Source organism: Streptomyces sp. W1SF4 (assembly GCF_003950035.1).
Taxonomy (GTDB): Bacteria; Actinomycetota; Actinomycetes; order Streptomycetales; family Streptomycetaceae; genus Streptomyces; species Streptomyces racemochromogenes.
Map to the genome: position 1 here is coordinate 1,808,371 of NZ_CP034350.1, position 20,202 is coordinate 1,828,572.

The 20,202-nt window shown below is 71.2% G+C and carries 23 protein-coding genes; 7 read left to right on the forward strand and 16 right to left on the reverse strand.

The genetic code is table 11. From position 1 onward, the window contains the following. Window positions 1-317: 317 nt before the first annotated feature. Window positions 318-959, reverse strand: coding sequence for a DNA-3-methyladenine glycosylase (locus D1J60_RS08505; RefSeq protein ID WP_125820700.1), 642 nt, complete (start codon window positions 957-959; stop codon window positions 318-320). A 100-nt stretch (window positions 960-1,059) separates the two neighbouring features. Between D1J60_RS08505 and D1J60_RS08510 the strand changes: the two genes are divergently transcribed. The 3 genes from D1J60_RS08510 (at window position 1,060) to D1J60_RS08520 (ending at window position 3,072) form a co-directional block, all read left to right on the forward strand. Beyond that, a complete protein-coding gene (locus D1J60_RS08510; protein ID WP_125601053.1) occupies window positions 1,060-1,842 on the forward strand; it encodes a sporulation protein in 783 nt (260 codons plus the stop codon). A gap of 40 nt (window positions 1,843-1,882) precedes the next feature. After that, window positions 1,883-2,419: a YbhB/YbcL family Raf kinase inhibitor-like protein gene (locus D1J60_RS08515; RefSeq protein WP_125601056.1), complete on the forward strand. Its 537-nt coding sequence runs from the start codon at window positions 1,883-1,885 to the stop codon at window positions 2,417-2,419. A 149-nt stretch (window positions 2,420-2,568) separates the two neighbouring features. Continuing rightward, window positions 2,569-3,072, forward strand: coding sequence for an HNH endonuclease (locus D1J60_RS08520; RefSeq protein WP_042800736.1), 504 nt, complete (start codon window positions 2,569-2,571; stop codon window positions 3,070-3,072). 48 nt (window positions 3,073-3,120) lie between these two features. Here the strand turns inward: D1J60_RS08520 and D1J60_RS08525 are convergent, their stop codons facing one another. From D1J60_RS08525 to D1J60_RS08540, 4 genes are all read right to left on the reverse strand, one after another. Then, a complete protein-coding gene (locus D1J60_RS08525; protein WP_125601081.1) occupies window positions 3,121-3,891 on the reverse strand; it encodes a sulfite exporter TauE/SafE family protein in 771 nt (256 codons plus the stop codon). Window positions 3,892-3,986: 95 nt separating this feature from the next. Next, window positions 3,987-4,961: an SPFH domain-containing protein gene (locus tag D1J60_RS08530; RefSeq protein WP_125601060.1), complete on the reverse strand. Its 975-nt coding sequence runs from the start codon at window positions 4,959-4,961 to the stop codon at window positions 3,987-3,989. 84 nt (window positions 4,962-5,045) lie between these two features. Next, a complete protein-coding gene (locus D1J60_RS08535; RefSeq protein ID WP_125601062.1) occupies window positions 5,046-5,474 on the reverse strand; it encodes an NfeD family protein in 429 nt (142 codons plus the stop codon). Window positions 5,475-5,539: 65 nt separating this feature from the next. Continuing rightward, window positions 5,540-6,340 (reverse strand): ABC transporter ATP-binding protein, encoded by an 801-nt coding sequence (locus tag D1J60_RS08540; RefSeq protein ID WP_125601065.1) that lies wholly within the window; start codon window positions 6,338-6,340, stop codon window positions 5,540-5,542. Between the two features lie 135 nt (window positions 6,341-6,475). On the opposite strand from D1J60_RS08540, the gene D1J60_RS08545 reads away from it, so the two are divergent. Next, window positions 6,476-7,249 (forward strand): hypothetical protein, encoded by a 774-nt coding sequence (locus D1J60_RS08545; protein ID WP_125820701.1) that lies wholly within the window; start codon window positions 6,476-6,478, stop codon window positions 7,247-7,249. A gap of 76 nt (window positions 7,250-7,325) precedes the next feature. On the opposite strand, the gene D1J60_RS08550 is transcribed toward D1J60_RS08545, so the two are convergent. The 3 genes from D1J60_RS08550 to D1J60_RS08560 form a co-directional block, all read right to left on the reverse strand. Further along, the gene (locus D1J60_RS08550; RefSeq protein WP_042803098.1) at window positions 7,326-7,571 is read right to left on the reverse strand and encodes a chaplin; all 246 of its coding nucleotides are present in this window, start codon (window positions 7,569-7,571) and stop codon (window positions 7,326-7,328) included. A gap of 161 nt (window positions 7,572-7,732) precedes the next feature. Further along, entirely contained in the window at window positions 7,733-8,392 is a 660-nt protein-coding gene (locus D1J60_RS08555) for a response regulator transcription factor (protein WP_007263346.1), read from the reverse strand. Further along, entirely contained in the window at window positions 8,385-9,521 is a 1,137-nt protein-coding gene (locus tag D1J60_RS08560) for a GAF domain-containing sensor histidine kinase (RefSeq protein WP_125601071.1), read from the reverse strand. The genes D1J60_RS08555 and D1J60_RS08560 overlap by 8 nt, the downstream gene beginning before the upstream one ends. A gap of 472 nt (window positions 9,522-9,993) precedes the next feature. Between D1J60_RS08560 and D1J60_RS08565 the strand changes: the two genes are divergently transcribed. Then, window positions 9,994-10,632 (forward strand): transglycosylase SLT domain-containing protein, encoded by a 639-nt coding sequence (locus tag D1J60_RS08565; protein ID WP_125820702.1) that lies wholly within the window; start codon window positions 9,994-9,996, stop codon window positions 10,630-10,632. A gap of 98 nt (window positions 10,633-10,730) precedes the next feature. Here D1J60_RS08565 and D1J60_RS08570 read toward each other — a convergent pair whose 3' ends face one another. Further along, window positions 10,731-13,235, reverse strand: coding sequence for an FHA domain-containing protein (locus tag D1J60_RS08570; RefSeq protein ID WP_125820703.1), 2,505 nt, complete (start codon window positions 13,233-13,235; stop codon window positions 10,731-10,733). A gap of 334 nt (window positions 13,236-13,569) precedes the next feature. Here D1J60_RS08570 and serB point away from each other — a divergent pair, with 334 nt between their 5' ends. Further along, on the forward strand, window positions 13,570-14,769 hold the full coding sequence (gene serB, locus D1J60_RS08575; protein ID WP_125605625.1) for a phosphoserine phosphatase SerB: 1,200 nt from the start codon (window positions 13,570-13,572) through the stop codon (window positions 14,767-14,769). Between the two features lie 69 nt (window positions 14,770-14,838). On the opposite strand, the gene D1J60_RS08580 is transcribed toward serB, so the two are convergent. From D1J60_RS08580 to D1J60_RS08590, 4 genes are all read right to left on the reverse strand, one after another. Further along, the gene (locus D1J60_RS08580; RefSeq protein ID WP_125820704.1) at window positions 14,839-15,360 is read right to left on the reverse strand and encodes a histidine phosphatase family protein; all 522 of its coding nucleotides are present in this window, start codon (window positions 15,358-15,360) and stop codon (window positions 14,839-14,841) included. Window positions 15,361-15,448: 88 nt separating this feature from the next. Beyond that, window positions 15,449-15,649, reverse strand: coding sequence for a hypothetical protein (locus D1J60_RS08585; protein WP_125820705.1), 201 nt, complete (start codon window positions 15,647-15,649; stop codon window positions 15,449-15,451). A 157-nt stretch (window positions 15,650-15,806) separates the two neighbouring features. Then, complete coding sequence (locus tag D1J60_RS38615; RefSeq protein WP_260614628.1) at window positions 15,807-15,926, reverse strand: SGM_5486 family transporter-associated protein; 120 nt, start codon at window positions 15,924-15,926, stop codon at window positions 15,807-15,809. 5 nt (window positions 15,927-15,931) lie between these two features. Beyond that, window positions 15,932-17,215: an MFS transporter gene (locus D1J60_RS08590; RefSeq protein WP_125820706.1), complete on the reverse strand. Its 1,284-nt coding sequence runs from the start codon at window positions 17,213-17,215 to the stop codon at window positions 15,932-15,934. Between the two features lie 105 nt (window positions 17,216-17,320). Between D1J60_RS08590 and D1J60_RS08595 the strand changes: the two genes are divergently transcribed. Then, window positions 17,321-17,998 carry a FadR/GntR family transcriptional regulator gene (locus D1J60_RS08595; protein WP_125823929.1) on the forward strand — a complete coding sequence of 226 codons (678 nt, stop codon included), beginning with the start codon at window positions 17,321-17,323 and terminating at the stop codon, window positions 17,996-17,998. A gap of 37 nt (window positions 17,999-18,035) precedes the next feature. Here the strand turns inward: D1J60_RS08595 and D1J60_RS37970 are convergent, their stop codons facing one another. The 3 genes from D1J60_RS37970 to fabG all read right to left on the reverse strand — a co-directional run bounded on the left by D1J60_RS37970 (window position 18,036) and on the right by fabG (window position 20,167). Then, window positions 18,036-18,479, reverse strand: a complete 444-nt coding sequence (locus tag D1J60_RS37970) for a hypothetical protein (RefSeq protein WP_125595341.1) — start codon at window positions 18,477-18,479, stop codon at window positions 18,036-18,038. 192 nt (window positions 18,480-18,671) lie between these two features. Next, window positions 18,672-19,442, reverse strand: a complete 771-nt coding sequence (gene fabI, locus D1J60_RS08605) for an enoyl-ACP reductase FabI (protein ID WP_007263356.1) — start codon at window positions 19,440-19,442, stop codon at window positions 18,672-18,674. Window positions 19,443-19,447: 5 nt separating this feature from the next. Beyond that, the gene (gene fabG, locus D1J60_RS08610) at window positions 19,448-20,167 is read right to left on the reverse strand and encodes a 3-oxoacyl-[acyl-carrier-protein] reductase (protein ID WP_125595342.1); all 720 of its coding nucleotides are present in this window, start codon (window positions 20,165-20,167) and stop codon (window positions 19,448-19,450) included. Between the last annotated feature and the right edge of the window lie 35 nt (window positions 20,168-20,202).

Sequence of the window (20,202 nt, forward strand, 5' to 3'; positions counted from 1 at the left end):
CCTTTGTACTCACCCGCAGTAACACTTACTGGGGCTTTCCTCCGGGCTTTCGTTCTTGCGATTCAGACTCTATCAGAGTCTTTCTCGCTTGCTTTCCAGGTCCTGCGCTTTCGCGCTTTCCCTTTCGGCGTGGTCACTACGTTAACGCTTTTCCCTGCCGACTCATAATCGAGCCGGTCGGCAGGGAATTCGGGCATGCCGAATAGGACCCCGCCAGGGGTACGTCGTAGGTAGTGGTTTGGCCGCTCCGGGGGGCTGCTGAAGACAGCGACCCGTTCAAGCGGCTCGGGCTACGTTAGGCGTCTCCCAAGATCGAGTCAAGTTGCGCGGCGGCGCGGCGCGTGGGCCCGGTAGGGGCTCACGGTGGGGTCGCCGGTGATCCAGTAGCGGTAGGGGTGGGCCGCGCCGGCTCCGCCGACGCCCGTGCGGGGGCCGTTGCCGACCTGGTCGGACGGGGTGTGGGTGCCGGCGAGCAGGGACAGGGGGGAATCGGGGCCCGCGCAGAGGTCCGTCCCGTCCAGGGAGCGGTCGATGCCCAGGGCGGTGGCCAGGCGGGCCGGCCCCTTGGCGAATTCACGCGGGTATCTGGCTGAAAGGCGGCGTTTGGCGGCCAGGTCGGCGCCCACCGTCACCTCCCCGGCGCGCAGCAGTACACCGCTCGCGTGGCCCGGCGGGCCGCAGACGAGGTTGAGGCTGAACCACATGCCGTAGATGAAGTAGACGTACGCGTGTCCGGGCGGGCCGAACATCGACGCGTTGCGGGCGGTACGGCCGCGGTAGGCGTGGGAGCCGGGGTCGGCCTCGCCCTCGTACGCCTCCACCTCCGTGATGCGCAGTTCCATGGGGCCGTCCGGGGTGCGGCGGACCAGGATCCTGCCGAGCAGGTCGGGGGCCACGGTGAGGACCGGGCGGTCGAAGAAGGACCGGGACAGGGGCGTACGGTCGGGGCGCGCGCTCATCCGGTCGAGGGTAGTGGAACGCGCGCCGCTGCAACCGGGCCCTATGGTTCCGCAGTGGTAAGGGGTCAGTGGATCCGTATATCTGTGTAGGGGAGAGAGCATGGGCTTCAGGAAGCTGTTCGCGAGCCTGGGTGCCGGCGGTGCGTCGGTGGACACGATCATCACCGAGCCGAACGTGGTGCCGGGCGGGATCGTCCAGGGCGAGGTGCGGATCCAGGGTGGGTCCGTCGAGCAGCAGATCGAGGGTCTGTCGGTGGGGCTCCAGGCGCGGGTGGAGGTGGAGGGCGGCGACGGCGAGTACAAGCAGGACGTCGTCTTCACCAAGCAGCGCCTCGGCGGTGCCTTCAAGGTGCAGCCCGGTGCGCTGCACGTGGTGCCCTTCGGGCTGGAGATCCCGGCGGAGACGCCGGTGACCCACTTCGGCGGCCGGCACCTGCACGGGATGAACATCGGGGTCAGCACGGAGCTGGAGATCGCGCGTGCGGTGGACGCGGGTGACCTGGACCCGATCAACGTGCACCCGGTGCCGGCGCAGCAGGCGATCCTGGACGCCTTCGGGCAGCTGGGCTTCACGTTCCGCAGCGCGGACATGGAGCGCGGGCACATCCGGGGGACCCGGCAGACGCTGCCGTTCTACCAGGAGATCGAGTTCCTGCCGCCGTCGCAGTACCGGGGTCTGAACCAGGTCGAGCTGACCTTCGTCTCGGACGGCCACGAGATGGACGTCGTGCTGGAGATGGACAAGAAGCCGGGGCTGTTCAGCGAGGGCAGCGACACCTACCGCTGCTTCCAGGTGGGTCTGCAGTCGTACCAGGGGACCGACTGGGCGGCGTACCTGAACCAGTGGATCGCCTCGGTCGGTTCGCAGCGCAACTGGTTCTAGGCTCGGGCGGGTACCCCTCATCCGATCCAGGAGGACAGCAGTGGCCGAACAGAAAAGGGCTCCCCTTCCGCACGACTTCCACCCCGAGGTGGCGTCCTTCACGGTGACCAGCGAGGATGTCTCGCCCGGTGCCGATCTGCACGCGGCCCAGGTCCTGACGGGCAAGAACCTCTCCCCGCAGCTGAGCTGGGAGGGCTTCCCCGAGGGGACGAAGAGCTTCGCGGTGACCTGCTTCGACCCGGACGCGCCGACGGGCAGCGGGTTCTGGCACTGGGTGCTGTTCGACATCCCGGCTTCGGTGACCTCGCTGCCGGCCGGCGCGGGCAGCGGGGACTTCGAGGGGCTGCCCGAGGGGGCGGTGCACGTGCGCAACGACTACGGCACGCGCGACTTCGGCGGTGCCGCCCCGCCGCGCGGGGAGCGGCACCGGTACGTGTTCACCGTGTACGCGGTGGACCGGGAGGAGCTGGGTCCGGACGAGGACTCCTCGCCGGCGGTGGTCGGTTTCCACCTCCGGTTCCACGCGCTCGGCCGTGCCCAGCTGATCGGTGAGTACGAGTCGCCCGCGGCGCGTTGATCGTTCTCCCGCTGTTCGCCCGGTCCTGGTCTAAAGAAGGCCAGGACCGGGCATTTTTATTGCGTTGTCCCGCGTGGCGCGCGCGGCCAGAGTGGTTGCGGGCCTTGCCGCCAGGGTGGTCGCGGGCCTGCACACGGGAGGTGGGCGAGATGCGGGACACGCTGGTACTGAACGCGAGCTTCGAGCCGCTGTCGACGGTGACGCTGAACCGGGCGGTCGTGCTGGTTCTGCAGGACAAGGCCGTCGTCGAACAGTCGCATCCCGAGCTGCGTGTGCGTGCGGCCACCATGGAGCTTCCGATGCCGCGGGTGATCCGGTTGTGCCGGTACGTGCGGGTGCCCTTCCGAAGACATGCTCCCTGGTCACGGCGGGGGGTGCTGGTCAGGGACCAGCACCGGTGCGCGTACTGCGGGAAGCGCGCGACGACCGTGGACCACGTGCTGCCGCGGGCCCAGGGGGGTGGTGACACGTGGCTGAACACGGTGGCCTCCTGTGCCGAGGACAACCACCGCAAGGCGGCGCGGACGCCGGAGGAGGCGGGGATGCCGTTGCTGCGGAAGCCCTTCGTGCCTTCTCCGGCGGACGCGATGCTGCTGGCTCTGGGGGTGGGCGGGGAGGACGCGCTGCCGGAGTGGCTGGCGCGCACCGCGTAGTCCGGCGTCCCCGCGGGCCCGTGGGGCGGCGTATTTCTTCTACGTCGCTCAGCGGAGCAGCAGTTGGACGATGGCGAGGATCCCGACCGTCACGATGACTCCGCGCAGGGCGGTCGGGGGGAGCCGGCGGCCGACCTTGGCGCCGATCTGGCCGCCGATGGTGGAGCCGACGGCGATGAGGAGGACGGCCGTCCAGTCGAAGTCGGCGACGAAGAGGAAGAAGACGGCGGCGATGCCGTTGACGAGCGCGGCGACCACGTTCTTGACGGCGTTGATCCGTTGCAGGTCCTCGTGGAGCAGCAGGCCCATCAGTCCGACGTAGAGGACTCCCTGGGCGGCGCCGAAGTAGCCCCCGTAGGCACTGGAGAGCAGCATGCCGGCCAGGAGCGGTGTGCCGCCGTCCGATCCGCCCGGATCGCGTCCCGCCGCTTCCTGGCGGCGGCGCAGGGCCGCGGCGAGCCGGGGCTGGAGGACGACGAGGACGAGGGCCAGGCCGATGAGGACGGGCACGATCGTGTCGAAGGAGTCCGACGGCAGGGTCAGGAGCAGGATGGCGCCGGCGAGTCCGCCGACGAGGGAGACGGAGCCGAGGCGGACGATGCGGGCGCGCTGGCCCTGGAGTTCCTTGCGGTAGCCGATGGCTCCGCTGATGGAGCCGGGCACCAGGCCGAGGGTGTTGGAGACGTTGGCGGTGACCGGGGGCAGGCCGGTGGCGAGGAGTACCGGGAAGGTGATCAGGGTGCCGGAGCCGACGATGGTGTTGATGGTCCCGGCGCCGATTCCGGCGCCGAAGACCGCGAGGGATTCCCAGATGGACATGGACATGGACGGAGCCATCCCCTTTGCGTGAGTGAGTCGCCTCCCCGCCGTGAAGGTCGAGGGGCCTCACTGATCATGCACGAGGGGTGGTCTCGTCAGTCGATGGGGGGCTGCTCGCGCCGCTCGGCGGGGGTGTCCTGGGCGGGAATGCCCTTGCCGGGGTTCTGCGGGTTGAAGCCCGTCGAACCGCCTCCGAGGGGGCCGAAGTTACCCATGGCGCCCGAGAGGCCCTTGAGTGCGTCCCCGATCTCGCTGGGCACGATCCAGAGCTTGTTGGCGTCGCCTTCGGCGATCTTCGGGAGCATCTGCAGGTACTGGTAGGCGAGGAGCTTCTGGTCGGCGTCGCCGGCGTGGATGGACTCGAAGACGGTGCGGATGGCCTGGGCCTCGCCCTCGGCCTTGAGGGCGGCGGCCTTGGCCTCACCTTCGGCGCGGAGGATGGAGGACTGCTTCTCGCCCTCGGCTCGCAGGATCTCCGACTGGCGGACGCCCTCGGCCTGGAGGATCGCGGCGCGCTTGTCGCGGTCGGCGCGCATCTGCTTCTCCATCGAGTCCTGGATGGAGGTCGGCGGCTCGATGGCCTTCAGCTCGACGCGGTTGACGCGGATGCCCCACTTGCCGGTGGCCTCGTCGAGGACCCCGCGCAGGGCTGCGTTGATCTCCTCGCGGGAGGTGAGGGTCCGCTCCAGGTCCATGCCGCCGATGATGTTGCGCAGGGTGGTGACGGTGAGCTGCTCGATGGCCTGGATGTAGCTGGCCACTTCGTACGTGGCGGCGCGGGCGTCGGTCACCTGGTAGTAGATGACGGTGTCGATGTTGACGACCAGGTTGTCCTGGGTGATGACCGGCTGCGGCGGGAAGGGGACGACCTGTTCGCGGAGGTCGATCCGGTTGCGGATGGAGTCGATGAACGGGACGACGATGTTGAGGCCCGCGTTGAGGGTGCGGGTGTAGCGGCCGAACCGCTCGACGATGGCGGCGCTGGCCTGCGGGATCACCTGGATCGTCTTGACCAGGGCGATGAAGACCAGTACCACCAGGATGATCAGGACGATGATGATCGGTTGCATGTGGTTCCCCGTGCCCTTCCGGCTGTCTGTGCTGCCCCGTTGCTCGGAGTCTCGCAGACCCCGGGGCCGCGGGTGGGCTGCTTGTCACATGACGACCGCGGTCGCTCCGTCGATGTCGACGACGTCGACGGACTGGCCGGGTTCGAAACTGGTGTCCGAGTCGAGGGTACGGGCGGACCAGATCTCGCCGGCCAGCTTGATGCGGCCGCCGCTGCCGTCGACCCGTTCGAGGACGACGGCGGATCTTCCCTTCAACGCCTCGATTCCGCTGCGGTGTTGGGGCCGCTGGTCGCGGTGGCGGTTGGCGATGGGCCGTACGACGGCGATCAGCGCGACCGACACGATGACGAAGACCAGGACCTGGGCCACCGCTCCCCCGCCGACGGCCGCGGTGACGGCCGCGGCGACCGCGCCGACGGCGAACATGCCGAACTCCGGCAGGGCGGTCAGGACCAGGGGGATGCCCAGTCCGACCGCGCCGATGAGCCACCACACCCATGCGTCGATGTCCACATGGTCATGGTAGGTCGGGCGGGCGCGGCCGGACAGGGCGCGAACGTCGGGGCCTGACGCCGGGCCTAGCGCAGGGGCAGGCCCTGGGCGCTCCAGCGGTCGTGCTCGTTGCGGTCGACGATGAGCGGGAGGCCGAAGCAGAGGGAGAGGTTGCGGGAGGTCAGCTCCAGGTCGATGGGGCCGGCGGCGACGACCTTGCCCTGCCGGATCATCAGGACGTGCGTGAAGCCGGGGGCGATCTCCTCGACGTGGTGCGTGACCATGACCATGGACGGGGCCATGGGATCGCGGGCGAGGCGGCCGAGGCGGCGGACGAGGTCCTCGCGGCCGCCGAGGTCGAGGCCGGCGGCGGGCTCGTCGAGGAGGAGCAGCTCGGGGTCGGTCATCAGGGCGCGGGCGATCAGGGTGCGCTTGCGCTCGCCCTCGGAGAGGGTGCCGAACTTGCGGTCGAGGTAGTCGGTCATGCCGAGGCGGTCGAGGAACGCGCGGGCGCGCTGCTCGTCGATGTCCTCGTACTCCTCCTGCCAGGTCGCGGTCATGCCGTAGGCGGCGGTGAGCACGGTCTGCAGGACGGTCTGCCGCTTCGGGAGCTTGTCGGCGAGCGCGATGCCGGCGACGCCGATGCGCGGGCGCAGCTCGAAGACGTCACTGCCGGGCTTGCCGAGGGTGCTGCCGAGGATCGTGGCGGTGCCCTTGGTGGGGAAGAGGTAGCTGGAGGCGAGGTTCAGCAGCGTGGTCTTGCCGGCGCCGTTGGGGCCGAGGATGACCCAGCGCTCCCCCTCCTTGACCGACCAGGAGACCTGGTCCACCAGAGCCCGGCCCTCGCGGACCACGGATACGTCCACCAGCTCCAGAACATCGCTCATGAGCGTGTTGTCACCCCTTGCAGTCACGGTTCTCTGTGCGCGCCTGTAGGCGCGGCCCCAGGGGAAAACCTACGCCACTCCGAGCGGGCTCCGGGCGCCAGGCCGGGTCGGGGGGCGGATCCGTAGAGTGGGGGGATGCTTTTCGAACCACGTTCAGGGCGGTTGGCCGCCTGGGGGAACGCTCTGCTGGCAGGTCTGGTCTCGCCCGACGAGGCGGCGCTGTCGATCGTGGGCGAGGACGCCGTGCACCGGGTCGCCGGGCTGCCGGGTGAGGCGGGGCCGGTGGGGCTCACGCTGGCGCTGGGGCGGCTGCGGGCGCTGGGGGTGACCGGGCTGCGGGTGGCGCTGCCGGTGGCGGGGCATCCGCTGGGGCTGAGCGGGCCGCCGGAGTTCAACGCGCGGGCGCTGGAGGCCGAGGAGGCGGTGGTGTGCGCGGGGGCCGCGCTGGGGCTGGTGCCGGAGGTCACGGAGGCGGGCCCGGCGGGTGACGTGCACGTCTCGGTGGTGTGGCACTGCCTGGCGGTGCGGGAGGCCCCGCCGGCGGACGTGCCGTCGCTGGGCGAGGCGGAGCGGGAGCTGGCCGAGGCGCTGCGGGAGGCGACGGTGGTGCTGACCCGGCTGGACGTGGCGGCGTCGGGGCCGGTGGCCCAGGCGGCGCTGTCTGCGTACCGGGCGCGGGCGGAGGCGGGGCGGGACGCGCTGGCGCCCGGGTACCCGGCGCGGGCGGTGCGGGTGCTGGCGCTGGCGCAGCGGGTGGACCTGATGGTGTCGCTGGCGTACGAGCGCGGGCACGGGGGCGCGGTGGCGGCCTCGGAGATGGCGGCGCGGGCGGAGGCGCTGCGGCCGGTGGAGCGGGTCGCCCGGCGGGCGCTGGTGGCGGCGTACAACTCGGCGGTGGAGGCGCTCTAGCCGTCCGGGTGCGGATGTGCCGCGGCCCCGCTTCCCGGGGAGAGGTGGAAGCGGGGCCGTTTTCTGGGGCCGGGGGTCAGGCGTTGACGCCGGTGTTGCCCCAGGCGCCGTTGAGCAGGCCGATCACGCTGACGGTGTTGCCGACCACGTTCACGGGGACGTGCACGGGGACCTGGAGCAGGTTCCCGGAGGCCACGCCGGGCGAGTTCAGGGCCTCGCCCTCCGCGGACGCACCGCCGTGCGCCGAGGAGACACCGGCGCCGGCGGCGACGAGGCCGCCCGCGATCATGGTGACGGCTGCGGCCTTCTTGAAGTTCTTCACGTTCTCGTCCTCCAGTACGTCTGCCGCGACCAGCCGTCGCGGCACGCCATGGAGAACGGCGTCCTCCGGCCCGGGATACGCCATGTGGGCTACATACACCCGACCGTATGAATCTCGGATCGGCCCATTACTCGGATCGGCCCACTATTCGGATCGGCCCGTCACTCCGCGATGCCGTGCCGTACGGCCCACAGCGCGGCCTGGGTGCGGTCGGAGAGGTCCAGCTTCATCAGGATGTTCGAGACGTGCGTCTTGACCGTCTTCTCGGACAGCACGAGCGTCCTGGCGATCTCCCGGTTGGAGCGGCCGTCGGCGATGAGGCCGAGGACCTCGCGTTCGCGGTCGGTCAGCGAGCCGGGGCGGCCGCCGGGGCCGCTCTGGTCGTCCTGGGCGGCCAGCAGGGCCTCGGCGACCTCCGGCTGGAGCAGGACGTGTCCCGCGTGCACGGAGCGGATGGCTCCGGCCAGGGCGTCGGGGTCGATGTCCTTGTAGAGGTATCCGGCGGCGCCGGCCCGCAGTGCGGGGACGACGGTCCGCTGTTCGGTGAAGCTGGTGACGATCAGGACCCGGGCCGGGTTCTCCAGGTCGCGCAGCCGCCGCAGGGCCTCGATGCCGTCGGTGCCGGGCATCTTGACGTCCATGAGGATCACGTCGGGCCGCAGTTCCTCGGCGCGGGCGGTGCCCTCCGCCCCGTCGGCGGCCTCTCCGACCACCTCGATGTCCTCCTGTACCTCCAGGAAGGTGCGCAGGCCGCGGCGGACCACCTGGTGGTCGTCGACGAGCAGGACGCGGATCCGGCCGCGGCCGGGGGTGTCAGCCACCGGGGACCTCCATCTCGATCGTGGTGCCCTCACCGGGCTCCGAGCGGACCTCCAGCCGTCCTCCGGCGCCGCCGGCCCGGTCGCGCATGGAGACGAGCCCGAGGTGGCGGCCGGCCGTGCGGACGGTGGAAGGGGAGAAGCCCCGGCCCCAGTCCCGTACGCGCAGGACGGCGCCGCCCGCGGGGGTGCGGGCCAGGGTGACCTCGACGCGGTCCGCGCCGGAGTGCCGCAGGGCGTTGTGGAGGGCCTCCTGGGCGACCCGCAGCAGTGCCTCCTCCTGGGCGGCGGGCAGGGCCCGTACGCCGTCACAGGTGAAGGTGACGCGCGCGGTGTGGGCGCGGTCGAGTACGCGGACGTGGTCGCGCAGGGTGTGGACGAGGCCGTCCTCGTCCAGGGCGGCGGGCCGCAGCTCGGTCACGGCGGCGCGGAGCTCGTCGGCGGCCTCGGCGGCGAGCGCGGCGACCTGCTGGAGCTCCCCCTTGGCCCGGGCCGGGTCGCGGTCGACGAGGGCGGCTGCGGCCTGGGCGGTCAGGCGCAGGGAGAACAGCTTCTGGCTGACGGCGTCGTGCAGCTCGTGGGCGAGCCTGGAGCGCTCCTCGGCGATGGTCAGCTCGCGGCTGCGCTCGTAGAGGCGGGCGTTGGTGAGGGCTATGGCCGCGTGCTGGGCGAGGAGGGACAGGAGCGCCTCGTCCTCGTCGGTGAAGCCGCCGGGGCCGTTCTTGTTGGCGAGGAAGAGGGCGCCGAGGTTCTCCTCCCCGTCCCTGATGGGCAGGCCGAGGAAGCCGGACATCTCGGGGTGGGCGGCGGGCCAGCCCCCGAAGCGCGGGTCGTCGCGCACGTCGGCGAGCCGCTCGGGGGTCTCCTCGTGGAGCATGGCGGCGAGGATGCCGTGCTGGCGGGGCAGCGGGCCGATGCGGCGCCACTGCTCCTCGCTGATGCCGTCCACGACGAACTGGGCGAAGCCCCCGTGGTCGTCCGGGACGCCGAGGGCGGCGTACTCGGCGTCGAGCAGTTCGCGGGCGGAGGCGACGATCGTGCGCAGGACGTCGTGGACCTCCAGCCGCCGGCTCATGGCGAGCAGCGCGGTGCTGACGGCCGCCAGTCCTCCCGTAGCGGGTCCGTTGTGCATGGGGTCACCGTACCGGCGGCCCTGACCTGCGGGATCGGGCGTCGGACGTAGGTCCCGCGTCCCGGGGGCGTACGGCTTCGGGAGGGGGTCCGGGGGCCGCTCCTCTGCCCTGGGTATGAGGGGGCGGACGCTCGCCTCGTCCGTAAGGCGGAGTTCGCTCACGCATTGAATTGCGGTCGCAACTCAGGGTGAGGCAGCCGCCCGGCCGGTGTGAGCCCCGGCATAGGACGCACGTCACTTACGAAGCCGCGTAGTGGACGGATAAAGACTCCGTGAGTGCTGCTGCGCCTAGCGGCGGGGGTGGAAATCCCGCGTCGGCGGGAGGCCCTGATCCACTAACGGGGATCGTACGTCACACCTTTGCCAGGCGATTTTGCCGCCGCTAAGAATGGCTGCCGTCGCACAGCGCCGCGGATCCCGGATCCGAGCGGCGCTTTCCTGCGGCCCCGGCTATTCGAAGAGGTTGCCCCGCATGTCTGCTTCCAGCACTCCCGGTCACTATCGTCTGACGAAGGCACACAAGCTGTCGATCGCCGGTGTCGCCACCCTCGGTGCCGCCGCCCTCGCCTTCTCCCTCGTCCCCGCCGGTACCGAGACCGCTCAGGCCCAGACGTTCGAGGCCGCTCCGGTCGCCTGGACCGAGTCCGTGCAGAAGCACGTCGGCGCGCAGCAGGCCGTCGCCGACCAGAAGGCCAAGGACGCGGCGAAGGCCGCGGCCGAGGCGCAGGCGAAGAAGGACCGCGAGGCCAAGGAAGCCGCCAGCCGTTCCGCGGCCCGTACGCCGGTCTTCGCGAACAACCTCGACGGCTGGATCAAGGAAGCGCTCTTCATCATGAAGCGCGAGGGCATTCCGGGCAGCTACTCCGGCATCCACCGCAACATCATGCGCGAGTCGAGCGGCAACCCCCGCGCGATCAACCTGTGGGACATCAACGCGAAGAACGGCATCCCGTCGAAGGGCCTGCTCCAGGTCATCCAGCCGACCTTCAACACGTACCACGTCAAGGGCACCAAGTTCGACCTGTACGACCCGGTCGCGAACATCGTCGCCGCGTGCAACTACGCCGCCGACCGCTACGGCTCGATGGACAACGTGAACAGCGCCTACTAGGCACCGCACGCCCCCCATGCGCCTCAGGGCGGCCCCCGGACTTCCGGGGGCCGCCCTGAGGCGTTCGTGCGCGTGCGCGGTCCTGGCGGACCCGCCCGCTACTTGCGCATGACCTCGGGCTCGTGGCGGCGCAGCAGGCGCGCCACGGCGAAGCCGCAGATCACACCGAGCGCCAGCAGGACGAAGACGTCCAGGAACCACTGGCCGGCGGTGTGGTCCCACAGCGGGTCGGTGTTGGTGGGGTTCTGCGGGTCCCAGGGCGCCATGAGCTTGCCCAGGTTCAGGGTGGTGCCGGCGGCGCCGATGGCCCAGCGGGACGGCATCAGGTAGGCGAACTGCTCCAGGCCGATCTTGTCGTACAGCTGGAACAGGATGCCGGTGAAGACGACCTGGACGATGGCGAACATGACGAGCAGCGGCATGGTCTTCTCGGCGGTCTTCACCAGCGAGGAGATGACGAGGCCGAACATCATGGCGGTGAAGCCGAGCGCGGTGACCGAGATGCAGAGTTCGACGGCCGGGTTCATGAAGAGGCCCTCGGCGGGCAGCTTGCGCGGGGTGAAGGCGATGGCGCAGATGATCACGCCCTGGAGGGCGGTGATCACGCCGAGGACGATCACCTTCGACATGAGGTACGCGGACCGGGACAGGCCGGTCGCGCGCTCCCGCTCGTAGATGACCCGTTCCTTGATCAGCTCGCGGACCGAGTTGGCCGCTCCCGAGAAGCACATGCCGACCGCGAGGATCAGCATGATCGTGCCCGCGTCGCCGTTGAAGCGCGACGGCGGGGTCGGCGGGGCGAGGCCGAACTTCGCGGGGATCACGATGGACACCACGCCCAGGACGGCGGGCATCAGCACCATCAGGGCGAGGAAGCCGACGTCGGAGGCGATCACCGAGACGTAGCGGCGCATCAGCGTCCACAGCTGCGATCCCCAGCCCTGCGGCTTCGGCGGGATCATCTGCTGCGGGGCCATCGCGACCTGCTGCGGGGCGACCGCGTCGAGGTCGGCGGCGTACAGCTGGTAGTGCTGCGAGCCCTTCCAGCGGCCGGCCCAGTCGTATTCGCGGTAGTTCTCGAAGGCGGAGAACACGTCGGCCCAGGTGGTGTAGCCGAAGAAGTTCAGCGCCTCGTCCGGCGGGCCGAAGTAGGCGACGGACCCGCCCGGGGCCATGACGAGCAGCTTGTCGCACAGCCCCAGCTCCGCCACGGAGTGGGTGACGACGAGGACCGTGCGGCCGTCGTTGGCGAGGGTGCGCAGCAGCTGCATGACGTCGCGGTCCATGCCCGGGTCGAGGCCGGAGGTGGGCTCGTCCAGGAAGATCAGCGACGGCTTGGTGAGCAGCTCCAGGGCCACGGACACGCGCTTGCGCTGACCACCCGAGAGCGAGGTGATCTTCTTGTCCTTGTGGATGTCGAGCTTGAGCTCGCGCAGCACCTCGTCGACGCGGGCGGCGCGCTCGGACTCGGCGGTGTCGCCCGGGAAGCGGAGCTTGGCCGCGTACTTCAGGGCGGTCGAGACCTTCAGCTCCTTGTGCAGGATGTCGTCCTGCGGGACCAGGCCGATGCGCTGGCGGAGCTCCGCGAACTGCTTGTACAGGTTGCGGTTGTCGTAGAGGACGTCGCCCTGGTCGGCGGGCCGGTAGCCGGTGAGCGCCTTCAGGAGCGTCGACTTGCCGGAGCCGGAGGGGCCGATGACGCCGATGAGCGACTTCTCCGGGACGCCGAAGGTGACGTCCTTGAGGATCTGCTTGCCGCCGTCGACGGTGACCGTGAGGTGGCGGGCCGAGAAGGAGACCTCACCGGTGTCGACGAACTCCTCGAGCCGGTCGCCGACGATCTTGAACGTCGAGTGGCCGACGCCGACGATGTCGTTCGGGCCGAGGAGCGCGGTGCCGGACTTGGGCAGCGGCTGGCCGTTGACGTAGGTGCCGTTGTGGCTGCCGAGGTCGTGGATCTCGAAGCGGCCGCCGGTGGAGCGGAACTCCGCGTGGTGGCGCGAGACCTGGAGGTCGGAGACGACGAGCTCGTTCTCCAGGGCGCGGCCGATGCGCATGACGCGGCCGACGGCGATCTGGTGGAACGTCGTCGGGCTGCGGTGGTCCCCGGCGTACCCGGGGGCCGCGGCCCCCTGCTGCGCGGGAATGCCGCCACCGGCGCCGCCGCCCTGCTGCTGCGGCACGTACGGCTGCTGCTGCGGCTGCTGGTCCCAGGCGGGCTGCTGCCGCGGCTGCTGCTGGGCCGGGGCCTGGCCCTGGGCCTGGTACGCCTGCTGCTGCGCCGGGGCCTGATAGGCCGGCTGCTGCGCCTGGGCGGCGCTCGGATTCAGCCGCGGGCCGTCGGTGGCGTTGCCCAGGTGCACCGGCGTGCCGGGCACGAGTTCCGTCTGCTGGACCCGCGCGCCGTGCACGTACGTGCCGTTGGTGCTGCCGTGGTCCTCAAGGGCCCAACCCCGGCCGTTCCAGCTGATGGTGGCGTGCCGCCACGACACCCTGGCGTCATCGATCACCACGTCTCCCTGGGGATCGCGCCCCAGCGAGTACGACCTGGACGGATCGAGCGTCCAGGTCCTTCCGTTCAATTCCAGTACGAGTTCCGGCACTCCAGCCCCACTTAAGGTCCCCCGAGAATCCCCCTGGCGTCCAGGGAGAACGACGTCAGGGAGTCTAGGGATGGCGAACATCCGGTGGAACTATTTCAGGCCTGCGGCCACATGTGGAATCGGGGCCTTCCGCGGGCGGCCGTGGGCGGCCGCCGGCAGGGGTGAAAGGCACCCGGAGAGTGCGATACGGGACTTCTCGCCCGGGCGATCCTTCACAGGGTTCTCGCACGGCGCGCACGCCTTCCTCCGAGGCGGGCCGGCGTGGGGGGCGACGCGTTCAGAACATGGGACGGGGATCCGGGAGAGGCGGGCGGGAAGATACGGTGTGGGCACCATGAGCGCTTCGCAGACCTCCGACGTCCCCACCCTCCTCGTCAAGATCTTCGGCAAGGACCGTCCCGGGATCACCGCCGGGCTGTTCGACACCCTCGCCGCCTACTCCGTCGATGTCGTCGACATCGAGCAGGTCGTCACCCGCGGCCGCATCGTCCTGTGCGCCCTCGTCACCAAGCCCGCCGCCGGCTCCGAGGGCGAGCTGCGCGCCACCGTGCACAGCTGGGCCGAGTCGCTCAGACTGCAGGCGGAGATCATCTCGGGTACCGGTGACAACCGGCCGCGCGGCAGCGGCCGCTCCCACGTCACGGTCCTCGGGCACCCGCTCACCGCCGAGTCCACCGCCACCATCGCCGCCCGGATCACCGCGACCGGCGGAAACATCGACCGCATCTTCCGGCTCGCCAAGTACCCGGTGACGGCGGTCGAGTTCGCCGTCTCCGGCGTCGAGACCGAGCCGCTGCGCACGGCACTGGCCACCACCGCCGCGCAGATCGGGGTGGACGTGGCCGTGGTCTCGGCCGGGCTGCACCGCCGGGCGCAGCGGCTGGTGGTCATGGACGTGGACTCGACCCTGATCCAGGACGAGGTCATCGAGCTCTTCGCCGCGCACGCCGGCTGCGAGGCCGAGGTCGCCGAGGTGACCGAGCGGGCCATGCGCGGCGAGCTGGACTTCGAGCAGTCCCTGCACGCCCGGGTGGCGCTGCTGGCGGGGCTGGACGTGTCGGTGGTGGACAAGGTCCGTTCCGAGGTGCGGCTGACGCCGGGCGCGCGGACCCTGATCCGGACGCTGAAGACGCTGGGCTACCAGGTGGGCGTGGTCTCCGGCGGGTTCACGCAGGTCACGGATGACCTGCGGGAGCGGCTGGGGCTGGACTTCGCCTCGGCGAACACCCTGGAGATCGTCGACGGGAAGCTGACCGGCAGGGTCACCGGGGAGATCGTGGACCGGGCGGGCAAGGCCCGGCTGCTGCGCCGTTTCGCCGGGGAAGCCGGGGTGCCGCTGTCGCAGACGGTGGCGATCGGTGACGGCGCCAACGACCTGGACATGCTGAACGCGGCCGGGCTGGGTGTGGCCTTCAACGCCAAGCCGGTGGTCCGCGAGGCCGCGCACACCGCCGTGAACGTCCCCTTCCTGGACGCCGTGCTGTACCTGCTCGGCGTCACGCGGGAGGAAGTGGAAGCGGCCGACCTGGCCTGACCCCGTACGGACGTACGCACGTACCGCGCCCGGCCGGGTCCTTCCGGCCGGGCGCGCGTCGTGGCGGGCTCAGTGCTCTTTGGGCGTCCAGTAGTCCAGCAGGGTGCAGGCGCCCGGTTCGAGGGACTTCCAGGTGCCGGTGAAGGAGACGATGGCCAGCGCGGCGGTCGGGAAGCCCGTACGGGTCATCCGGGCCAGGGCGTCGCCCTCGGAGCGTCCGGACAGGACGTCGGCGAGGGCGTGCATGCCGGGGTTGTGGCCGATGACGAGGAGGTCGGACACCTCGTCGGGGGTCTCGTTCAGCAGGGCGATGAGCTCGCCGGGCGACGCCTCGTAGATCCGCTCCTCGTACGAGGTCTTCGGCCGGGACGGGAGCTCCTGGACGGCGAGCTTCCAGGTCTCGCGGGTGCGGGCGGCGGTGGAGCAGAGGGCCAGGTCGAAGGGGATGCCGGTTTCGGCCAGCTTCAGTCCGACGGCGGGCGCGTCCTTGCGGCCGCGTTCCGCCAGCGGGCGTTCGTGGTCGGACACCTGCGGCCAGTCGGCCTTGGCGTGCCGGAGGAGGGCGATCCTGCGGGGTGTGTCGGCGCTCATGGCCCCCAGCTTCGCACGAAACGAGCCACCGGGCGCAGGGTGTTGGAGGGCCTCCGCGCCCCGGTGGGGCGTGCCCGGCGCACGCGGCTCAGCCGACGGCGCGCAGCAGCTGGTGGGTGACCTGGACGAGGGCGGAGCCCCCGTCGGTGGCGGCGTGCGCCTGGCCGGAGCCGGCGAGGAGGAGCAGGAGGAGGCCGAAGGCGAGCGCGGGCAGGGCCAGCGTCCACCAGTGCAGCCGGGTGTCGGGGGCGGTGGTGCGGGGGGCGGGAAGGTGCGCGGGGGCCGACATGGCCGCCTCCGTGGGTGTGCGGGTGGGACGGGCTCGCTCTCCTTCGAATCTATGGATCCGAAGGGCGGGTTCCCATCCGGGGCACACCCCAGGCGACCCTGAACCTGGCCCCCTAGGGGATGGTGGGGTTATCCCCACCCTCCCCCGGGCCGTGGTGTCAGGGGGAGGCGACGGTCGCGACGACCGCGATGACGATGGTCACCAGCAGCATCGCGCCGAGCACGAGGCCGAGCTTCTTGTGGCCGTTTGGGGGGTTGGGTTCGAGTACGGGCGACATGCCGTTCAGTCTCCCATGCCGCATTCGTCCTCGATCGTGCGGTCCCGGCCGGCGAGGACGCCGAGGGCGATCTGGGGGACGAGGAGGGCCGCCATCAGGGCCAGCGGGATGTCCCAGCCGCCGCTGTGCTGGTAGAGGGTGCCGATGACCAGGGGTCCGGGGATGGAGATGAGGTATCCGGTGCTCTGGGCGAAGGCGGAGAGCTTGACGACCCCGGCCGGGGACTTGGCGCGCAGCCCGATCATGGTGATGACGAGGGGGAAGGCGCAGTTGGAGATCCCGAGCAGCAGGGCCCAGGCCCAGGCTCCGGCGGCGGGGGCGAGGTAGAGCCCGAGGTAGCCGGCGAGGCCGAAGAGGCCGAGGACGGCGGCGATGGCGCCCTGGTTGCGCATCCGTCCGGCGAGGCCGGGGATGACGAAGGCCAGGGGGACGCCCATGACCATGGTGACGGCGAGCAGGACTCCGGCGGTGGAGGCCGAGACGCCCGCGTCGCGGAAGATCTGCGGGAGCCAGCCCATGGTGACGTAGGCGCCGGTGGCCTGGAGGCCGAAGTAGCAGGCCAGGGCCCAGGCGGTGCGGCTGCGGACGACGGAGGGGCCGGTGGCCCCGGCCGCGGCGGCGGGGGCGGCGGCCTTCTCGCGGCGGCCCGCGGCGGCGATCGGCAGCCAGGGCAGTACGGCGGCGACGGCGAGGACGGCCCAGATCAGCAGGCCGGTGCGCCAGCTGCCGCCGAGGGCGCCGGTGAGGGGGACGGTCGCGGCGGCGGCGAGGGAGGTGCCGGCGGCCAGGGCCATGGAGTAGAGGCCGGTCATGGTGCCGACCCGGTCCGGGAAGTAGCGCTTGACGATCACCGGGAGCAGCACGTTGGTCAGGGCTATGCCGGCCAGGGACAGGGCGCTGGCGGCGAGGAACCCGGCGGCGGCGTGGGTGAAGGGGCGGATCAGCAGGCCGGCGGCGACGGCGGCCATGCCGGCGCAGACGACGGCGGCCGGGCCGAAGCGGCGCGAGAGCCGGGGGGCGGTGACGCCGAAGACGGCGAAGCAGAGGGCGGGGACCGAGGTGATGAGCCCGGCGACGGCGCCGCTCATGTGGAGGCCGGTGCGGGCCTCTTCGAAGAGGGCTCCGAGGCTGGTGATGGCGGGCCGCAGGTTGAGGGCGGCCAGCACGATTCCGACGACGAGCACCGGGCCCAGCCACCGGGGGGCGGCGTCGGCGGGTGCGGGCAGGGCGGTGGAGGCGCCGTTCGCGACCGCGGGGCGGTTCATGGTCTGGATGTCTTCGTCGTGCATCCAGCCATCATAGAATCATGGGATGATTGGTTGTCCAGTCCGGAACCGTTCCGCACGGCTCCGTCCGTCGCCGCTCCGGCCGACCCCGAGGGGATTCCACCCGCCATGCCGCTGACCTCGCCCCGGCGATCCGCGCTCGTCGACCAGGTGATCGCCCAGCTGAGGAACCAGATCACCTCCGGCGAGTGGCCGGTCGGGAGCCGGATCCCCACCGAGCCCGAGCTGGTGGAGCTGCTGGGCGTCGCACGCAACACCGTGCGGGAGGCGGTCCGGGCCCTCGCGCACAACGGGCTCCTGGACATCCGCCAGGGTTCGGGTACGTACGTGCTCGCCACCAGCGAGCTGGCCGGGGTGATGCACCGGCGCTTCGCCGGGGCCGACCCGCGGCACATCGCGGAGCTGCGCTCGACGCTGGAGTCCTCGGCGGCCCGGCTGGCGGCGGAGCGGCGGACCGGCCGGGACCTCGTCCAGCTGGACGCGCTGCTGGCGCGGCGCGAGGAGGCGTGGGCGAGCGGGGACGCGGAGCTGTTCGTGGCGGCGGACGTGAGCCTGCACATGGCGGTGGTGACGGCCTCGCACAACGACGTGCTGATCGAGCTGTACGCGGACCTCGGCGATCTGGTCGCGGACTGGCTGCGGACGGACGTCGGCACCGAGCTGAACCCTGCGGACCACCTGGACCACGCCCGGCTGATCGAGGCGATCCGGCGCGGGGACGGGGACACGGCCGCGGCGGAGGCCGCGGGCTACCCCTTCGTCTGCCTGGGCAAGGCCCCGGCCTGATCCCGGCCCGACCCGGGCCCGGTCCGAAGGGCGCGGCCTACGGGCCTTCGGGGGTGCGCTGGTGGCTCACCCAGGCCGTGCGGACCTCCTTCCAGCAGCGGCCGGTGAGCCGGGTGCGGCCGGCCGGGTCCAGGGGGACGAGAGCGGCGTCCGCGTCGACGTCCCACCAGCGCTCGCACTCGACGTGCAGGCGGAGCAGGTCGGTCTCGGGGTAGCCGTTGTGGCAGGACGCGACCACCGTGGAGCCGGTGATCCGCGTGTCGCAGTCGGCGCCGAACAGCTCCAGGACGGGGGGCCGCGCGGGCCGTACGGGTGGCTCGGCGGGGATGTCGTCGAGGTGCACGACGGCCCGGCCGGCCGCTTCGGGGCCGGGGGCGGGTTCCCGTACGCCGGGCTGGGCGAGGGCTCCGGGGCCCAGGAGGCCGGTCAGGAACACTGAGGTGACCAGCAGCGATACCGCTCGGCTCGGCCTCGCGCGCACCCGTACCTCCTCCCCGGACACACCGGGAAGATCCCGGCATGGTCATTTTGCAGGTATCTGTCCCGGTTTTCGACTCGGGTGGATCCACCCCGGGCTCGGACATCCGGTCGAACACGACGGAAAACGGCGATGGCCGCGCCCTCCGGAAGGAGGGCGCGGCCATCGCCGCGGTACGGGAGGGCGGTCCTGGGATCAGGCACCCATCGCGTGCAGGCCGCCGTCCACGTGGACGATCTCGCCGGTGGTCTTCGGGAACCAGTCCGAGAGCAGCGCGACGACACCGCGGCCCGTGGGCTCCGGGTCGCTCATGTCCCACTCCAGCATGGAGCGGTGGTTCCAGGTGTCCGCCAGGTCGGAGAAGCCCGGGATGGACTTCGCGGCCATCGAGCCGAGCGGGCCGGCCGAGACCAGGTTGCAGCGGATGTTCTCCTTGCCCAGGTCGCGGGCCAGGTAGCGGCTGGTGGCCTCCAGGGCGGCCTTGGCCGGGCCCATCCAGTCGTACTGCGGCCAGGCGAACTGCGCGTCGAAGGTCAGGCCGACGACGGCCGCGCCCTCCGCCGGGAAGAGCGGCTTGCAGGCCATGGTCAGCGACTTCAGCGAGAACGCCGAGACGTGCATGGCGGTGGCGACCGACTCGAACGGGGTGTTCAGGAAGTTGCCGCCGAGGGCGTCCTGCGGGGCGAAGCCGATGGAGTGCACGACGCCGTCGAGGCCGCCGAGCTCGTCGCGGACGAGGCCCTCCAGGCGGGCGAGGTGCTCGTCGTTGGTGACGTCGAGCTCGATCACCTTGACCGGCTTGGGCAGCTTCTTGGCGATGCGCTCGGTCAGCGACGGCCGCGGCCACGCGGTGAGGATGACCTCGGCGCCCTGCTCCTGGGCCAGCCGGGCGGTGTGGAAAGCGATGGAGGACTCCATCAGCACACCCGTGATGAGGATGCGCTTGCCCTCGAGAATTCCGCTCATGGTGATCAGTGACCCATGCCCAATCCGCCGTCAACGGGAATGACGGCTCCGGTGATGTACGCGGCGTCGTCGGACGCCAGGAAGCTGACGGCTGCCGCGATCTCCTCGGGCTGCGCGTAGCGGGCGAGCGGCACGCTCGCCACGATGCCCGCACGCTGCTCGTCGGTGAGCACCTTCGTCATGTCGGTGTCCACGAAGCCGGGGGCGACCACGTTGAAGGTGATGTTGCGGGAGCCCAGCTCACGGGCGAGCGAGCGGGCGAAGCCCACCAGCGCGGCCTTGGAGGCGGCGTAGTTGGCCTGGCCGGCCGAGCCCAGCAGGCCCACGACCGAGGAGATCAGGACGACGCGGCCCTTCTTGGCGCGGAGCATGCCGCGGTTCGCGCGCTTGACCACGCGGAAGGTGCCGGTGAGGTTGGTGTCGACGACGGACGCGAAGTCCTCCTCCGACATCCGCATCAGCAGCGTGTCCTTGGTGATGCCGGCGTTGGCCACCAGCACCTCGACGTTGCCGTGCTTCTCCTCGATCTCCTTGTAGGCCTGCTCCACCTGCTCGGAGTCGGTGATGTCACAGCGCACCGCCAGCACACCGAGCGAGGTGAGCTCCTGCGGGGGCTCGCCCGAGCGGTACGTGATGGCGACCTTGTCGCCGGCCTCTGCGAAGGCTCGGGCGATGGCGAGGCCGATGCCCCGGTTTCCTCCGGTGACGAGAACCGAGCGGCTCAACGGATCACCCTTTCGCTAGCGGTCTGATGAGCAAA

What these genes read in the sequence shown, in the direction of transcription:
- D1J60_RS08505 (WP_125820700.1), bottom strand. Translation starts at nt 959, where the DNA reads ATGAGCGCGCGCCCCGACCGTACGCCCCTGTCCCGGTCCTTCTTCGAC.
- D1J60_RS08510 (WP_125601053.1), top strand. Translation starts at nt 1,060, where the DNA reads ATGGGCTTCAGGAAGCTGTTCGCGAGCCTGGGTGCCGGCGGTGCGTCG.
- D1J60_RS08520 (WP_042800736.1), top strand. Translation starts at nt 2,569, where the DNA reads ATGCGGGACACGCTGGTACTGAACGCGAGCTTCGAGCCGCTGTCGACG.
- D1J60_RS08525 (WP_125601081.1), bottom strand. Translation starts at nt 3,891, where the DNA reads ATGTCCATCTGGGAATCCCTCGCGGTCTTCGGCGCCGGAATCGGCGCC.
- D1J60_RS08530 (WP_125601060.1), bottom strand. Translation starts at nt 4,961, where the DNA reads ATGCAACCGATCATCATCGTCCTGATCATCCTGGTGGTACTGGTCTTC.
- D1J60_RS08540 (WP_125601065.1), bottom strand. Translation starts at nt 6,340, where the DNA reads ATGAGCGATGTTCTGGAGCTGGTGGACGTATCCGTGGTCCGCGAGGGC.
- D1J60_RS08545 (WP_125820701.1), top strand. Translation starts at nt 6,476, where the DNA reads ATGCTTTTCGAACCACGTTCAGGGCGGTTGGCCGCCTGGGGGAACGCT.
- D1J60_RS08560 (WP_125601071.1), bottom strand. Translation starts at nt 9,521, where the DNA reads ATGCACAACGGACCCGCTACGGGAGGACTGGCGGCCGTCAGCACCGCG.
- D1J60_RS08565 (WP_125820702.1), top strand. Translation starts at nt 9,994, where the DNA reads ATGTCTGCTTCCAGCACTCCCGGTCACTATCGTCTGACGAAGGCACAC.
- serB (WP_125605625.1), top strand. Translation starts at nt 13,570, where the DNA reads ATGAGCGCTTCGCAGACCTCCGACGTCCCCACCCTCCTCGTCAAGATC.
- D1J60_RS08580 (WP_125820704.1), bottom strand. Translation starts at nt 15,360, where the DNA reads ATGAGCGCCGACACACCCCGCAGGATCGCCCTCCTCCGGCACGCCAAG.
- D1J60_RS08585 (WP_125820705.1), bottom strand. Translation starts at nt 15,649, where the DNA reads ATGTCGGCCCCCGCGCACCTTCCCGCCCCCCGCACCACCGCCCCCGAC.
- D1J60_RS38615 (WP_260614628.1), bottom strand. Translation starts at nt 15,926, where the DNA reads ATGTCGCCCGTACTCGAACCCAACCCCCCAAACGGCCACAAGAAGCTC.
- D1J60_RS08590 (WP_125820706.1), bottom strand. Translation starts at nt 17,215, where the DNA reads ATGCACGACGAAGACATCCAGACCATGAACCGCCCCGCGGTCGCGAAC.
- D1J60_RS08595 (WP_125823929.1), top strand. Translation starts at nt 17,321, where the DNA reads ATGCCGCTGACCTCGCCCCGGCGATCCGCGCTCGTCGACCAGGTGATC.
- fabI (WP_007263356.1), bottom strand. Translation starts at nt 19,442, where the DNA reads ATGAGCGGAATTCTCGAGGGCAAGCGCATCCTCATCACGGGTGTGCTG.